The 15,246-nt window shown below is 65.4% G+C and carries 17 protein-coding genes; all 17 read right to left on the minus strand.

Features of this window, described 5'->3' with window-relative positions; all coding sequences use genetic code 11:
* Window positions 1–8: 8 nt before the first annotated feature.
* Window positions 9–995 (minus strand): hydrogenase nickel incorporation protein HypB, encoded by a 987-nt coding sequence (hypB, locus tag K369_RS21795; RefSeq protein ID WP_036294165.1) that lies wholly within the window; start codon window positions 993–995, stop codon window positions 9–11.
* Window positions 995–1,336: a hydrogenase maturation nickel metallochaperone HypA gene (gene hypA, locus K369_RS21800; protein WP_036294168.1), complete on the minus strand. Its 342-nt coding sequence runs from the start codon at window positions 1,334–1,336 to the stop codon at window positions 995–997. Before hypA ends, hypB begins: the two co-directional genes overlap by 1 nt.
* A complete protein-coding gene (locus tag K369_RS21805; protein ID WP_036294171.1) occupies window positions 1,329–2,393 on the minus strand; it encodes a nickel-dependent hydrogenase large subunit in 1,065 nt (354 codons plus the stop codon). Before K369_RS21805 ends, hypA begins: the two co-directional genes overlap by 8 nt.
* Window positions 2,390–2,890, minus strand: a complete 501-nt coding sequence (hybE, locus tag K369_RS21810; RefSeq protein ID WP_036294175.1) for a [NiFe]-hydrogenase assembly chaperone HybE — start codon at window positions 2,888–2,890, stop codon at window positions 2,390–2,392. Before hybE ends, K369_RS21805 begins: the two co-directional genes overlap by 4 nt.
* Window positions 2,887–3,084, minus strand: coding sequence for a rubredoxin (locus K369_RS21815; protein WP_018266926.1), 198 nt, complete (start codon window positions 3,082–3,084; stop codon window positions 2,887–2,889). Before K369_RS21815 ends, hybE begins: the two co-directional genes overlap by 4 nt.
* Window positions 3,081–3,935: a hydrogenase expression/formation protein gene (locus tag K369_RS21820; protein WP_018266925.1), complete on the minus strand. Its 855-nt coding sequence runs from the start codon at window positions 3,933–3,935 to the stop codon at window positions 3,081–3,083. The genes K369_RS21815 and K369_RS21820 overlap by 4 nt, the downstream gene beginning before the upstream one ends.
* Window positions 3,932–4,372 carry a hydrogenase accessory protein gene (locus K369_RS21825; protein ID WP_036294178.1) on the minus strand — a complete coding sequence of 147 codons (441 nt, stop codon included), beginning with the start codon at window positions 4,370–4,372 and terminating at the stop codon, window positions 3,932–3,934. The genes K369_RS21820 and K369_RS21825 overlap by 4 nt, the downstream gene beginning before the upstream one ends.
* A 178-nt stretch (window positions 4,373–4,550) precedes the next feature.
* A complete protein-coding gene (locus tag K369_RS21830; protein WP_036294181.1) occupies window positions 4,551–4,844 on the minus strand; it encodes a HypC/HybG/HupF family hydrogenase formation chaperone in 294 nt (97 codons plus the stop codon).
* A 13-nt stretch (window positions 4,845–4,857) separates the two neighbouring features.
* Entirely contained in the window at window positions 4,858–5,079 is a 222-nt protein-coding gene (locus K369_RS21835; protein WP_018266922.1) for a hypothetical protein, read from the minus strand.
* Window positions 5,076–5,657 carry a HyaD/HybD family hydrogenase maturation endopeptidase gene (locus tag K369_RS21840; RefSeq protein ID WP_036294185.1) on the minus strand — a complete coding sequence of 194 codons (582 nt, stop codon included), beginning with the start codon at window positions 5,655–5,657 and terminating at the stop codon, window positions 5,076–5,078. The genes K369_RS21835 and K369_RS21840 overlap by 4 nt, the downstream gene beginning before the upstream one ends.
* A gap of 184 nt (window positions 5,658–5,841) precedes the next feature.
* A complete protein-coding gene (gene cybH / locus K369_RS21845) occupies window positions 5,842–6,567 on the minus strand; it encodes a Ni/Fe-hydrogenase, b-type cytochrome subunit (RefSeq protein ID WP_036294188.1) in 726 nt (241 codons plus the stop codon).
* 12 nt (window positions 6,568–6,579) lie between these two features.
* Window positions 6,580–8,370 (minus strand): nickel-dependent hydrogenase large subunit, encoded by a 1,791-nt coding sequence (locus K369_RS21850; protein ID WP_036294191.1) that lies wholly within the window; start codon window positions 8,368–8,370, stop codon window positions 6,580–6,582.
* 202 nt (window positions 8,371–8,572) lie between these two features.
* Entirely contained in the window at window positions 8,573–9,646 is a 1,074-nt protein-coding gene (locus tag K369_RS21855) for a hydrogenase small subunit (protein WP_026600033.1), read from the minus strand.
* Window positions 9,647–9,837: 191 nt separating this feature from the next.
* Window positions 9,838–11,283 carry a nickel-dependent hydrogenase large subunit gene (locus K369_RS21860; RefSeq protein ID WP_036294194.1) on the minus strand — a complete coding sequence of 482 codons (1,446 nt, stop codon included), beginning with the start codon at window positions 11,281–11,283 and terminating at the stop codon, window positions 9,838–9,840.
* Window positions 11,280–12,296, minus strand: coding sequence for a HupU protein (locus K369_RS21865; RefSeq protein WP_036296187.1), 1,017 nt, complete (start codon window positions 12,294–12,296; stop codon window positions 11,280–11,282). The genes K369_RS21860 and K369_RS21865 overlap by 4 nt, the downstream gene beginning before the upstream one ends.
* A 42-nt stretch (window positions 12,297–12,338) precedes the next feature.
* Entirely contained in the window at window positions 12,339–14,534 is a 2,196-nt protein-coding gene (locus K369_RS21870) for a carbohydrate porin (RefSeq protein ID WP_036294197.1), read from the minus strand.
* A 230-nt stretch (window positions 14,535–14,764) separates the two neighbouring features.
* Window positions 14,765–15,085, minus strand: a complete 321-nt coding sequence (locus K369_RS21875; RefSeq protein WP_036294200.1) for a hypothetical protein — start codon at window positions 15,083–15,085, stop codon at window positions 14,765–14,767.
* Window positions 15,086–15,246: the final 161 nt, after the last annotated feature.

The raw sequence follows: 15,246 nt of genomic DNA on the forward strand, positions 1-15,246 counted from the left end.
TTTTCTCCTCACTTCGCCGCGGCGGCGCGCGCGCTTCTTGCGGCGGCCCGCGCCGCGCGCGCCTCGATCCATGCGTAGAAGGCCGCCATGCCTTCGCCGCTGCGCGCGGAGACGACCAATGTCTGCAGATCGGGATTGACCTTCAGCGCATTGGCGAGACAGCGGCCGACGTCGAACTCCACATGCGGCAGAAGATCGGATTTGTTCAGCAGCATCAGATCGGAGGCCGCGAACATTTCGGGATATTTGAGCGGCTTGTCCTCGCCCTCCGTCACCGAGAGCACGACGACCTTATGCGCCTCGCCGAGATCGAAAGCCGCAGGGCAGACGAGATTGCCGACATTCTCGATGAAGAGCAGCGAGGAGGGCGCGACGGAAAGCTCGGTGAGCGCGCGCGCGACCATATGCGCATCGAGATGGCAGCCCTTGCCGGTGTTGATCTGCAACGCCGGAACGCCGGTCGCGCGAATGCGCTCGGCGTCGTTAGATGTCTGCTGATCGCCTTCGATGACGGAAATGGGAAAGCGGTCTTTCAGATCGGTGATCGTGCGCACGAGCAGCTGCGTCTTGCCGGAGCCGGGGCTGGAGACGAAGTTGAGCGCGAATACGCCGGATTGCTCGAAGCGCACGCGATTCTCGCGGGCGTGGTCGTTGTTCTTGGAGAGTATGTCGCGCTCTATGCGGACGATGCGCTCCTGGCTGAGGCCGGGAACGTGAACGCCCGCGGCGCCGGAGCCATAATCGTGACGATGGCCGTGGTCGTCGTGCGAATGATCGTGATCATGCGCGTGAGGATGGTCGTGATCGTGCGGATGCGGGTGATCATGATGATGATGGTCGTGTTCATGATCATGGTGGTGATCGTGATCATGACCATGATGATGGTCGTGAGCGTGGCCATGAGCGTGATCATGCGCATGATCATGCGGATGGTCGTGGCTATGTTCTGGCTTTCCTTCGACGCTGGACGTTCCGCAGCCGCAGACTGTGCACATTAGTCGACCTCCAGTTCCTGCACCCGCATATCCTCGCCGCCGGTGACTTGGACATGATATCCGCCGCAGTCCGGGCAAGGGCCGAATCTTTCTTCGACGGCGACGGTCTTGGCGCAATCGAGGCACCAGCCTTCGCCGGGAATGCGCAATATGTCGAGCCGCGCGCCTCGAGCGATTCCGCCATGCGTCACTGCCTCGAAGCAGAAGCGGATCGCCTCCGGCTCCACATGGCTGAGCGCGCCGATCTCGAGCCGCACCACGCGCACGCGGGAAAAGCCCTGCTTGCGGCTTTCTTCCTCGATCAGCTCGACGATGCTCTCGGTCAGCGCCATCTCATGCATAGGCGGCCTCGCGCAGCTCGACGTGAAAGGCGACGCAAGGATCGAACAGTCCCGCGAGGCGCGTGATCGTCTGCGCCGCCGCGGCGCGCGGAATGCGCGCGCCGAGCAGGGCGGCGACGAAAGGTCCGGCGGGATGGAAATTCCATTCTGTCGGCGCGACGATCGCATAATTCTCGATCCTATCGTCCGGTGTGAGCCGAACCCAATGATACAGCTCTCCGCGCGAAGTTTCGACCGCGCAATAGGCTTCGCGCGCGGCGGGAGCGTCGCTGCGGGAGGCGTCTTCCGCGCCATTGGAGAGGCGCGCCACGAGCCGATCGAGATCGATCATGCGGGCGGAAAAGCGCGCGCAGATTGCGCCGCGCGACAGATCGGTCTCGCGCCAATTCCGCGCGAATGCGCCGGTCTCCGGCGCACGGCCGGCGATGCTGGGCGCCGCGCTGAAGCTTTCGCCCTGCGCTCTTATTCCTTCCAGCACGAGGGCGTCGTCCTCTGCGCGCAGCGTATCGGGCGCGCTCGCGGCTATGGCGGGGCTGCGCGCTAGCGCGCGCGACAATTTGCTGGATGGCGTGTCGCCGCTCGCGGCTGCGTTGGAAGCGTCTAGCAGGCCGAGCTTCGCCGTCTCGACGCGCAGGCGGGCGGTAGTCGCGTCGCGGTCGCGCGCGTCGCCTGTCGCGAGCTCACGCGTCAGAGCGAGAACCGCGCGGAGGGCGGTCGGCGGAACAGCATCCTCCGCTATTGTCGCCAGCGCGCGCAATGTCTCGGAGAGGCGCTCGCAATCGAGCGCGATGAGATCTTGCGGCGTGGGCTTGCGAATGTCTCCGCGCGCCGCGGCGATGGCGCGCGAAGCGGCGAAAGCGTGGGAGAGGCCGCAGAGGGAGAACAGCCGCCCGGCGAGCGGCGCGACTTCCGCGGCGGGGCGGCCGCGAAACAGACGCGTGAGATGCGCGGGCCGGCTCGAGCGCACGCGCACCGAGCAGATGCGATCATCGGCGAGCTCGGCGACAATGGAGATCGCGCCGGGGCCGAGCCCCCCGAGATCGGCGCCCGCGCTCATGGCGAGGCCTCTTCATCGCCGCGTCGACGGCCGCCGAACAATGCGCGCCGATCGAGCGCGGCGGTCGGCTCCGTCTCGCGCTTCGGCGCTTCGTTCAGCGTCGGATCGAGCAATGCGTCGAGCGCCGCGCGCGCCGCTGTTCGCGCGGCGTCGTGATCGGCGAAATCATCCATGGGCGAGAACAGCGAGCAGGCGGCGATGCGGCCGAAGCCGTCGATCTCGCTGACATTGAAATCGACGTCGCCGGCCGGAAAGCGCAATTGCAGCCGCGTCGGATCGGGGAAGGGCGCCTCGGCGCCCTCGCGCGGCGCGGCGACGACGAGATTGGCGAACCAGGGCGTGACGATCACGCCCAGCGCATAGGGGCCGAAGTCGCGAAAGCCGACGGGCTCCACCGTGAGCGCCTCGTTGCAGAGGCCGGAGTCCCGCATCGACGTCGCATGGACGCGGCGGTAGAAATCCGCGAGCTTCTCGCCTCTCGCCGCGGCGTCGCTCAATTCTCGCACCTCAAGAATTTCTCTTGCGGCGCGTCGCATTCGGGGCAGCGCCAGTCGGCGGGAAGATCGGCGAAGGCGACGCCCGGCGGAATCTGCCAGACGGGATCGCCCTCGGCCGGATCATAGACATGCCAGCACACGCCGCATTCCATGCGCGCGTCGGGGGCGATATCGCGAAGCGTCTCGTCGCTCATGTGAAATAGGCCTCGTGAATCTCGCGCAGACGCTCCGCCGAATCGTGGAAATCCTCGTCGGCAGCGCAGGCCGCGGCGGGCGTGTCGCCGATCTCCAGCGTGTCGAGAATGATCGTCCCCATGGCGTTGAAGAATTGCACCGACCACACATTGCGCGCGCCGGTCGCGGTGATCTTGGCGGAGCCATAGCCGCGCGAGATCAGCTGCACGGGTCCATTGCCGAGCGTTTGCTGCAAATGCTCCATGTCGATCTCGGACACGGGCAGAAGCGAGAAATTGATGACATGCGATGGATCGCCGGCCTTATGCGCGCGCATGCGCGCGTCGATCTCGGCCAGCATTGGCATCACATTCATCGCGCCCTCGGGCTCGGCGCCTATAGCGATGCGCTCGGCGGTGACTTTCGCCGCGCGTTCGACGACATGGGGAATGGCGGCGATCTCGAGATAATCGGCCGTGAGCCGTCCCTGCGCATCGGTGAAGCGAACGCGCCACAGCCCGGCCATGGAGGCCTCGAGGATTTGCGCGGTGACGCCGTCGGGGAGGGCGGCGACGCCGCTCACCTCGCCCTCGCCGAGCACCTGGCCGATGAGCTCGCGCTCTTTCGCCTCATAGTCGGTGATGTCGAAGAGCTTGCCCGGCGCGTCGGCGCGCTGCGCGGCGAGCGCATCGGCGAGCTGCGGCAGCAGAGCCGCGGCGCGCGGGCATTCGGCGACGGCCTGCTCGCCGGTCGCGGTTGCGAGAAAGGAGATGACGCTGCGCTTGGTTTCGGCCTCGGCGTCATAGCCGATCGGCATGACCGTCATCGCTTCGTCGGCGCCGTCCGGCGAAACCCAGAATCCGGCTTTCATGAGCTCGTCTCCCCTTCCGTGAAGGTGATGCGCACGCGCGGCTCTTTCGGCGGCGCGGCCTGCAATTGCAGCAGCGCCTCGATCCGCGAGAGATATTCGGACCAGTCATAGACTTTCGGCAGCACGCCCAGCGTCTCGCTTCCATAGGTCACGACGAGGCTCGGATAGACGCAGACGCTGAAGCGTCCCTCCAGCGCCTTCTCGGCCGCGGGCGCGATGATGGCGGCGCGCAGCCTTCCGGCGAAGGCCTTGACCAGCTGTGGAAAGATGATCGCCACATCATGGGTCTCGCTGCGCTGCGCGGGATCGCCGCCGAAGAAGAGCAGAGCATGCGCGCTCGCGCCGGGCGCCGGCGTGAGAAAAGCGTCGATATTGGTCTCGTCCAGCAGAGCGACGCCGGATTTTTCGCTCAGCGCCAGCTGCAACGACCCGGACATGCGGTCCTCCCATTTTTATTTTTGCCGAGGAGGCCGCAATCGCCATGCCATGGGCGGCTCGCGACGGCGATGCGCTAGGCGACTGAGTTGAAAGAAGCTTTCCAGCAGGAGCCGAAGACTTGACAGGCTATGCCTGGAAACTAGCTTACCACTCTGTGTATAGGCTTTCCAGTGGCGGTCACTTCCGCAGGAATTCCGGCAGCTGCGGCTCGCGATCGACCAGATCGGCGAAAAGGTGATCGACATTCTCGCCGGCGAGGGCTTTTTCCACCGCGTCCAGAGCGTCGTCGATCTGCGCGGCCTCGAGCGGGTCCAACACGCGGACGGCAGTGCCGACATGGACCAGCACCTTGGTCCCGGCGGGCTGCAAGCCGACCAGCGCCATGGAGACGGCGTGGCGTTCGCCGCGCCGCTCGCACTGCGCTTCGAAAGCGTCGCCTTCGACGACAGTCATGGGAAAGCCGACACACATGCTCGAGGGTCCGTCAGCGCCAGGAGGACGCGCGCCAGGGCTTGAACCAGAACGCCACGGCGACGACCATGGCGCCCCAGCCGAGCGTCATCGCCATGGCGAGCAGATGATCCGGCTCGGTGAAAATATGGATGATGTCATAGGCGAGATCGTTCGGATGCTCGCCCGGATGCGCCATGGCCGTCGCCGGAAGCAGAAAAGCGGCGGCCGCAGCCGCGAAACGGATCGCCTTCATGGTCTCGTCTCCTCATCGGCGGCGCCGAGGCGCCTCTCATAGGCGCTGTGGTCTAGGTCATGCGCCAGCAGGCGCTGGAAGCTCTGCGCGCTTTCCGCGCGTGGGCGGAGCTCGACGCCCCATTCTGTCAGAGTCGCGACGGCTGCGTCGAGCGCCGGCTCGATAGATGCGACGACCGGCGGCGTCAACGGACCGCCCCAATCCTCGAGGTCCTGCGGCTGGCAGCCGATCAGTGCGAGGCGCGAGGGATAGCGGCCGAGCAGATCGGCGGCGGAGAGCACCTCCTGAAAGCCGGTCTGATGCAGGCTCATCTTCTTCGCGCCCATGAAGCGCGGAACCTCGCCGTCGCGCACGATGCGCAAGGTCCCCGGCTCTAGGCCATAGTCTATGGCGTCGAAGACGAGCAGCTGATCGCAGGCCTCGACGAATTGCACGAGATAGAGCCCCTGCGTGCCGCCGTCGAGAATGGTGACGTCGCCGCCCGTCTCATAGCGCACATGGAACTCCTCCACCGCGCGCACGCCGAAGCCTTCATCGGCCCAGAGAATATTGCCTATGCCGAGAATGAGAGTGCGCATCGCGTCTCCTCTCGCAATGACGTGATCCGGTCCGTGGCTCGGGCCACCCTCCCCCGCGTTCCGCAGGAAAGGGAGGCGGCGGGCGTTTCACGAAACCTCGATGACGAGCGAAGTCTTCCCCCTCTCCCGCGAAGCGGGGGAGGGATGGGGAGGGGGCGTCCCGCAGCTCCTCGCAATGACGATCTCACTTGTCGGCCTCGTCGCGGAACACGCGCTCGCCGGAGATCATCGAGGAGATGAGGCTCTGGCGGGAGACGATATCCTCGCGTACGGCGGTGTAGATGTGAATGATCACGAAGAGAATGACGCCCCACATGGCGAGATGATGCCAAGTGTGGACGTCCTGGCTGTTCGGCCAGATCGCGAACACCCATCCGAACAGCTTGTATTGCCAGCTGTCGCGGCCCGCGCCCTCGGAGTAGAGCGCGAAGCCCGTCACCACCAGAAAGGCCAGGTTGAGCATGAAGAGATGCATCACCAGATGGCCGAGCGGATTATGGCCGATGTATTTCTTCGGCTGCTTCACCAAAAAGGCGTACCAGCCCGCCTCGTAGAGAATGCCCGACAGCCATTGGCGGTCCCACACCGGCAGATAGAAAATCTGCTTGGCGTGCTCATTGCCGACAAAGGCCCAATAGATGCGCAGCAGCAGCGCCACGGCGAGCACATAGCCGGCCGAGAAATGGGCGAAGCGAATATAGCCCATCAGGAACTGCGAGCTCGCCTCGCCGGGCGTCGAAGGCAATGGCGAGGCGATGAAATAGCCCGTCGTCGCCAGCACGACGATCGCCGCCGCATTGATCCAGTGCCAGAGCCGCACCGGCGCCTCATAGACATAGACGCTCTGCAGCTCGGCGGCTTTTTCGCCGTGAGCATCGAGCACGCCATGGATTTGCGTCGCCTCGGTCATGACCTCGCCTCCTCAGCGAACCTTGACTTGCGTCATCTCCTGGCCGTCCTCGCTCATCACATGCGTGGAGCAGGCGAGGCACGGGTCGAAGGAGTGGATGGTGCGCAGAATCTCCAGCGGCTTCTGCGGATCGGCCAGCGGCGTGTCCATCAGCGAGGCCTCGAAGGCGCCGATATTGCCCTTGGGATCGCGCGGGCTGCCGTTCCATGTGGTCGGCACGACGCATTGGTAATTCTCGATCTTGCCGTCCTTGACCTTGATCCAATGGGCGAGCGCGCCGCGCGGCGCCTCGGTGAAGCCGAAGCCCTTGGCCTCCTTCGGCCAGGCCTGCGGATTCCATTTGTCGATATTGGCGGTGGAGGAATCGCCGGCCTTGATGTTGGCGATCAGCTTGTTCTGGAAGTGCTCCATCTTGCGCACCGCCCATTGCGCCTCGAGCGCGCGCGCCGCCGTGCGGCCGAGCGTCGAGAACAGCGCTGTCACCGGCACGCCGAGCTTCTTCAAAAACTCGTCGGTCGGCTCCTTGAACTCCGCCTTGCCTTGGGCGTAGCCGACGATATAGCGGGCCAGCGGTCCCACCTCGACGGCGTTGCCGCGCCAGCGCGGCGCCTTGATCCAGGAATATTTGCCGGCTTCGTCCAGCTCCTGAATATTGGTCGGCGTGCCCTTGGCGTTGGGGCCGAGCTTGTAATTGGGCTCGGTGATTCCGTCCCAGGGATGCAGCCCCTTGGTCTCGTCCGGGTATTTGTACCAGGAGTGGGTGACGAACTCCTGGATCTGCTCGGGATCGGTGTGATCGACCGGGAAAATCTCTTTCAGATTGCCATTGAGGATCACGCCGCGCGGCAGGCCGAGATTGCCGGGAGAAAAGTCGTTGGCGTGCTCGGGAATATCGCCATAGGCCATGACATTCTTGCCGGAGAGGCCGCCGCCATAGAGCCAATCCTTGTAGAAGGAGCCGATGGCGAGCACATCCGGCACATAGACCTTCTCGACGAAGTCGATCGACTGCTGAATGATCGAGGTGACGTCGTTGAGGCGCTCCATATTGATCGCGCCGACCGCGCCATTGCCATCGACATTGATGGCGCAAGGCACGCCGCCGACGAGCCAGTTGGGATGCGGATTCTTGCCGCCGAAGATCGTCTGGACCTTCACGATCTCCTTCTGGAAATCGAGCGCCTCGAGATAATGCGCGACGGCCATCAGATTGGCTTCCGGCGGAAGCTTATAGGCCGCATGGCCCCAATAGCCGTTCTTGAACGGGCCGAGCTGTCCCGACTCGACGAATTTCTTCAAGCGGATCTGCAGATCCTTGAAATAGCCGGGCGAGGACAGCGGCCAATCGGAGATGGACTGCGCCAGCACGGAGGTCGCCTTGGGATCGGCGGAGAGCGCCGAGACCACATCGACCCAATCGAGCGCATGCAGATGATAGAAATGCACGAGATGATCGTGCACCTGCAGCGCCAGCTGCATCATATTGCGGATGGAGTTGGCGTTCTCGGGAATGGTGATGCCGAGCGCGTTCTCCACCGCGCGCACAGAGGTGAGCGCATGTGTGCCGGTGCAGACGCCGCAGATGCGCTGCGTGAAGGCCCAGGCGTCGCGCGGATCGCGGCCCTTCAGAATGACCTCGATGCCGCGCCACATGGTGCCGGTCGAAACCGCGTTGCGGATCACATTGTTCTTGTCGACATTGACCTCGACGCGGAGGTGTCCCTCGATGCGCGTGACCGGATCGACGACGATGCGCTTGCCGGAATTGTCGAGATTGAAGCCGTTCGGCGTCTGAATGCCCATGATCGCGTTTCCTCGGCGGCGTTTGCTTCTTGTGTTCAGGGTATTGGGCGAAGGCTCCCTCATCCTGAGGAGCGGCCGCAGGCCGCGTCTCGAAGGACGAGGGAGCCGTCACGCGCGCCCTCTGGAGCCTCGCCCTCGTGCTTCGAGACGGCTCCTGCGGAGCCTCTTCAGCATGAGGGCGAGGGGAGCGCGCTTTTGCTCCTCACCCTTCGTGCTTGGTGGTGATGCGCTTCACCGCGGTGACGCCCGCATGGACAGCGACGGCGCCGCCGACGACGGCCGCGGCCGCGAGGCCCACCTCATCGGCGTTATGCTCTATGCCGAACTGGTTGATCTTGGTCAGCCGGTCGTAGAAGGAGCCCTTGTCCCAGAAATCCTCTTCCGAGCAGCCGATGCAGCCATGGCCGGACTGGATGGGGAAGGAGACGCCGCCGTTCCAGCGCACGGTGGAGCAGGCGTTATAAGTCGTCGGACCCTTGCAGCCCATTTTGTAGAGGCAATGGCCCTTGCGCGCCGCCTCGTCGTCCCATTCCTCCACGAACTGCCCGGCGTCGAAATGCGGGCGGCGATAGCATTTGTCGTGGATGCGCTGGGAGTAGAACATTTTCGGCCGGCCCTGCCGGTCGAGCTCCGGCAGTCGGCCGAAAGTGGTGACGTAAGTGACGACGCCGGTCATCACCTCGGCGATGGGCGGGCAGCCGGGAACCTTGATGATCGGCTTGTCCTTGATGACCTTGTCGATCGGCGTCGCCTGCGTCGGATTGGGCTTGGCCGCCTGCACGCAGCCCCAGGAGGCGCAGGCGCCCCAGGCGATGATCGCCATAGCGTCCTCGGCCATCCATTTCAGCTTCTCGACGAAGGGCTTGCCGCCGTCGATGCAGAACATGCCGCCCTCGTTCAGTGGCGGATTGCCCTCGACGGCCAGAATATATTTGCCCTTGTACTTTTCCTTGGTTTCTTCCAGAATCGCCTCGGCCTGATGTCCCGCGGCGGCCATGATGGTGTCGTCATAGTCGAGCGAGATCATCGACAGCACGACATCCTTGGCGAGCGGATGCGCCGAGCGGATGAAGCTCTCCGAGCAGCAGGTGCATTCGAGCCCATGCATCCAGATCACCGGAATGCGCGGCTTGGTCTCCAGCGCCTGCGCCATTTGCGTGGCGGCGGTCTGACCGAGGCCGAGGCTCGCCGCGGTGAGCGAGCAGAATTTGGTGAAGCTGCGGCGCGTGACGCCCTGACGGCGAATGACGTCGTAGAAGGTTTCGATGGCGGCCATTTCCTTCCCCACCCTTGTGCAATGCGGCATTCGCGCGAAGGCGCCGCTTGGGGAGAGAACGGCAAGATGCGGGCCAGCGCGAGGATAAGGAGAATATTTCCAGGCTCTCAGGCGATTGCCGAAAATCTCTTCGCTGGGGGAGGGCGTCACGACGAGAAGCCGCTTTCCAGTCGCGGAAAGAGTCTAGACAGTCAATGCGCCGTGCAGACCATGCAGGGGTCGAAGGAGCGCACGATATGCTGCACCGCGACATTGGTCGCGCCCGCTTCGCCCACATCGAGCCCGGCCAGCGCCTGCTCCAGCGGGCCGGGAATGCCGGCGGCGTCGCGGGGCGAGAAATTCCAGGTCGTGGGCGCGATGATCTGATAGCGCTCGATCTGACCGTCGCGGAAGCTCGCCCAATGGCCGAGCGTTCCGCGCGCCGCCTCGACGAAGCCGACGAAGGCGCCGTCGGCGAGCGGCGCGTCGGGCGCGCAATAGGGCTCGCTCGGCGCCAGCGCGCGGGTCCAGTCCTCCATCGCCTCGGTGAGCAGGGCAATCTCCAGGACGCGCGCGACGATGCGGGCGAGGACGGTGGAGCCGCCGCTACGCGCGAGCAGGTCGCGGATCAGGGGATGGCCGGCGACGGCCTGACGCGCCAGAGCGCCCACCTCCACCGCGCGGCCCTCGAGCCGCGGCGCCTTGGCGAAACTATAGGCCCCCTCGCGGTGAATATCGGGAAGCGTGTCGGCGCGCGCGGGATCGGCGGCGGTGTCGCGCATATAGGCGTGCGAGACATCCTCCTCGACATGATCGAGCGGCGGCTCGCGCAGCCCGCCCGTCCTCGTGTCGAGGAGACCAGCAGGGAAGCGATGGCCCTCCGGCCCGAGATAGGCTCCGGCGGAGAGCAGCAGGCCGGGGCCGCAACCCATCTCCTCGAGGCGAAGATCGCGCGCGATGCGGAGGAAGGCGGAAAAATCGCCGGCGGCGTTGTCCGCGAAGCGATCGAGCTCCTCGATCGAGGAGAGGGCGGTCACGGCCTCGATCGGCGCGGCGAAGAGCGTGCGCTCGAGAAAGGCGCGAAAATCCGCGAGCAGGGCGCGCAGGCGCATCTCGTCGCCCAGCGCCAGCGCCCGCGTCACGCCGCCGGCGCGGAAGGCGAGGCTGTGCGGCCATTTGCCGGCGATCAGCCCCATCGTCTCGAGCAGCCGCGCGCGCGCCGGCAGCGCCTCGCGCAGCGCCGCGCCGGAGACGGCCTTGAAGCGCGTCTCGGCGGCGCTGTGCCAGGGCCGCCCGGCATAGGCGGCGCGGGCGAAATCCGGCATGAAGAAGACGTAGAAATGCGTGAGATGGTCGGCGATATTCTCCGCCGCATGGGCGATATTGGTGGCGAGCAGCCCGTTGGGCGCGGGCGCGATCGGCTGGGCGGCGCGCAGCACGGCGGCGGCGGCCAGAGATTGCGAGACCGAGCAAATGCCGCAGATGCGCGGCGCGATCGCCAGGGCGTCGGCGGCCGGGCGGCCGAGCAGCAATTGCTCGAAGCCGCGATAGAGCGAGGCCGAGACGCGCGCCTCGCGCACCACGCCATTCTCGACGTCGAGCGTCACCTCGAGATCGCCCTCGACGCGATTGAACGGCCCGACGACGATGCGGCTCATTTCTTCTTCTTCTCCGCCCCCGGCGTCGGCGCCTGGACGACGTGGTCGCTGCGCGCGTTCTCGCGCACGCGTTTGGGCGTCGCTGATTTGGAGAGGGCGGCCAGCGCGACGAACCAGGCTTTGGGCATGTCGAGCGGCAGGCCGACCGGAATGCCGCCGATCTTGGGCGTGCGATGGAAGCCGCGCGTCGCCTCGAAGCCCGGCGAGGTGCAGGCGATGCAGGTGGAGCCCGCCTGGGTGCAGGAGCCGCCGCCGTTCCAGGCGCGCTGATTGCAATCGCCGACCGCCTGCGTCGCCTTGCACCCCAAATGCTCCATCAGGCAACCGCGCTCCGAGAAGTCCTCGGCGCTGGCCTTGAATTCGTAGAATTCATTGCGGCTGCAGCCGTGATGGGCGAGATGGTCGGCGAAAATGCGCGGCCGGCCGTAATCATCGATATCGGCCCGCGTGAAACGGCCGAGCGAGAGCGCCAGCAGCGTCTCCATGATCCAGCCCGGATGCGGCGCGCAGCCGGAGACATTGACGACCGGCAGCCCTTTGACCGAGCGATAGTCCGGCCCGAGCGCCCCGCCCATATCGACGCCGGAATATTGCAGCCCGCTGGCGCCCGTCGGGTCGGGCGCGCCGGCGGGAACGCCGCCGAAAGCGGCGCAGCTTCCCACCGCCACGCAATAATCGGCGCGCGGCGCCAGAGCGCGCGCCCAATCCAGCATGCTGCGGCCGGTGCCGGAGAGCTTGTTGAAAAGGCCCGTGCCCTCCGGCCCGTGGAGGATGGAGCCCTCTATGCAGAGCGCGCCGAGCCTTTGCTCGCCGCGCTCGACGCGGGCGAGAATGGCGCGGGCTTCCTCGCCGGTCTCCTCGCTGACGCTCGGATGCCAGAGCAGACGTATGCCGAAGCCGCGTAGCTCCTCGAACCAGCCGGCGGCGCCGCGCTCCAGCGTCGCCATGGTGCAGCCGCCGCAGCTGCCGGCCTGCAGCCAGAGCAGAGTGAAATCGTCGCGCGCCTCGGTCATCTCGCGCCGATTGTAGAACAATCGGCGGCGGCGCCCAAATCGTCAAAATTGCGCGTGCAGCCGCAGGCCGAAGACGTTGATCGGCCCCCGCACGGAATTATGCGCGGGATTGCCGATGAGCTGATAGTCGAGCGTCAGCTCGACTCCGTCGCGGACGTTGTATTTGTAATAGGTCTCCAGCACTTTCTCGCCGGCGTAGGAGAGCCTGCCGTCGCCGATATAGACGCTGGTTCCGCCGAGGCCGAAATAGCTCACGCGCGGGCCGGCGAGGCCGGAGAACACCATGGCGCCGCCGATCTCGTCCTTGTCGCGGCCCCACAGCGCGCCGGCGGCGGTGAAGCCGGTCGAGAGCGAGCGGTCTATGTCGGTGTAATCGACGGTCTCGAAGCGCCCGTCGGACATGCTGGCGCGCAGAAAGACGCCGACCTCCTTGGAGAGCTGCTGCTGCACATTGACGCCGCCGCCGATCTTCACATGGCGCTTGCGAATCCACGGATTGTTCACATCCGGCGGAAAATTGCCGGTGAGATAGGCGAAGTCGATGGCGTCCTGCACCTTGGTGAGATTGCCATTGTCGGCGAAGGCCAGAAATTTGATCACGCCCGGCTGCTCGAGGAGATCGTAGCGCGCCTCGAATTCGGCGACGCCCATGAATTGGCGGCCGATCTGCGGCTCGATGGAAGGACCGTTGGGAATCTCGGAGAGCTGAAACAAGCCGCCGCGCGCGCTCCACCAATCCTGCTTCCACTCCAGCGCGGCGCCATAGGTGTAGCCCCATGAATCGGCGGCGTAGTCGAAGGCCCCGAGCGTGTTGACGCCGAAATTCAGGAAGCCCGTCGTCGGATCATGGGCGTATTTATTGTCGTCGAAAATATCCGGCACGCTGAACTTGCCGATGGTGAGGATCAGCCGATCCTTGTCGACCTTGCCCGACAGCTGGTTCTGCGTCGATTCCAGCACCTCGTTATAGGAGCCGGTTTCAGGGTCCTCGACCTTCTCGCCGCCATCGAGCCCGATGATCTGGCGCAGGAAATAGCGCTGGAAGCGCATATAGGGCGCGGCGCGTCCCACTTTCGCGACGGCGCCGTTCACATAAGAGGCGGCGCCGACGGAATTGGCGAGGCCATAGCCCATGTCGACCTCGGGATTGAGATAGACGGCGGCGCCTTTCCAAAGGCGCATGCCGACGAACAGATTGCTGGTCGAGCCGGCGTCGGCGAGGCCCTTGGGCGGAAAGCTGTGCGTGCCCGAATAGAGCGCCGGAAATTTGGGATAGCCCTGCACGACCGCGGTCGTCTGGCCGTGGAAGCTGTAGATTTCCTCGCCGTTCTTGTCGTCCTTCTTTTCCGCGTCTTTCGCTTTTTCCGCGCGCTCGCCTTTCTTGCCGCGCTTTTTCGCTTTCTCCTCCTCGGAGGCGTCGTCGTCGCTCTTGGCGTCTCCGCGCGCTTCCTCTTGCGGATCGAAACGATAATTCAGGCCGAGACGCAGAACATGCGCCTCGCTGCGCTGGCGCGCGGCGAATTGGAACGAGAAATTATTGTCGTAGACGCGGTTCTGCAATTGCTGGTTCACATAGAGATATTCGAGCCGCGCCGAGAAATGGTCGTCGAGCGCCTGCTCGATCCCGCCGCCGATCGCATATTTCATGCGTGAGGATTTGGAGACCGGCGCGAAGAAGAGGCCGAGCGGCCCCGCCTCATAGAAGACGAGATTGGATGCGCCGCGCCAGCCGCCGGCGGCGATTCCGCCCGTGGCGTAGAGCAGCGTGCGGCCAAAGGCGTAGCCGAGACGCGCGCGAATGCTGGCGAAGTAATCGCCATTTTCGTCCGAGGTCAGCCCATAGGCCGTGATTCCGAGAGGGCGATAGGCGGCGGGCGCCGGAAAAATTCCGGTGGAAGCGCGGCGCAGGCCGAGAAAATTCAAATCGGTCTCGAGCCCATAGACCCAAGAGCCGTGCTGCCAGTCATAGCCGATCTGCGCGCCGAAGCTCGCTCCGGCGCGGTCGCGGTTCGGCGCCGCGAGGTCGAAGGCGCCGCTCGTGAAGCCGCTGCCGGCCTGCAGCGTTCCGCCGCTCGCAATGGGCAGGCCGCCGCCGGCGTTCACTCCGATATGCAGACCCGCCCAAGTGAAGGCGGGCGGGGCGGGCGTCTCGGACGGCTTGTCGGCGGCCGTCGATGGGCTCGCGCATTGGAGCGCGAACGTCAGCGTCGCCAGTGCGGCGAGAATTCGGAAATGCATCGGCTCGTCGTTCGATCTTCTATGCGATTCGCATATTGGCAGAGTTTCATGTCGCACGCGCGAAAGCGAAAAACGTACGAGCGCGGCCTTTACAGTTCAGCGTCGTGAAGCTTTGATGACGATCGCCGAGCATCGGGCGCTCGTCGTTTCGGCGGGAGCGCCGACCGGGACGACGAGCGCGGATTTTTGCAATCCTTCGTTGGAGCGCCGTTCGATCGGAGAGCGCTCTATCATATCCCGATCGCGCGCGATGCGAGACGCGCAAAGGGCCTTTCGCGTATCGATCGGATGAGGCGCGCTGGGCGGCGGGAAAAGCCGTGCTGACGACTCTGCGCATCCTCGTCCTGGGCGCGGCCGGGCGTGTCGGTCTCCTTGTCCCAGAGGCAGACGGGCCGGCGTGTGGCGGCGTCGATCGTCCAGGCGGCGCGCAGCCGCATGCGGCGTCCGGTGAGGCGCAGATCGCGCAGCTCCGCCGGCGCGGCGATGGGCGTGACGACGCTCTGCGCCGAGCGCAGGCGGAGGGTCGCATAGGGGCGGGAAAACATCTTCATCGCTCTCGTCCTTCTGGCCTTTGTGGCGGCCGAAGGCGCGAGCGGCGGGTGGAGCGCTAGGCTCTGGCGACGCCTCTCACGCGGTCCTTTCGGCCGCGGGCTTCTGTGTCAGGCACGACGCGCGCAGACGAGGCTGCGGCGGCTGCGCCGAGGCGGCTATT

Source organism: Methylosinus sp. PW1, assembly GCF_000745215.1.
Taxonomy (GTDB): domain Bacteria; phylum Pseudomonadota; class Alphaproteobacteria; order Rhizobiales; family Beijerinckiaceae; genus Methylosinus.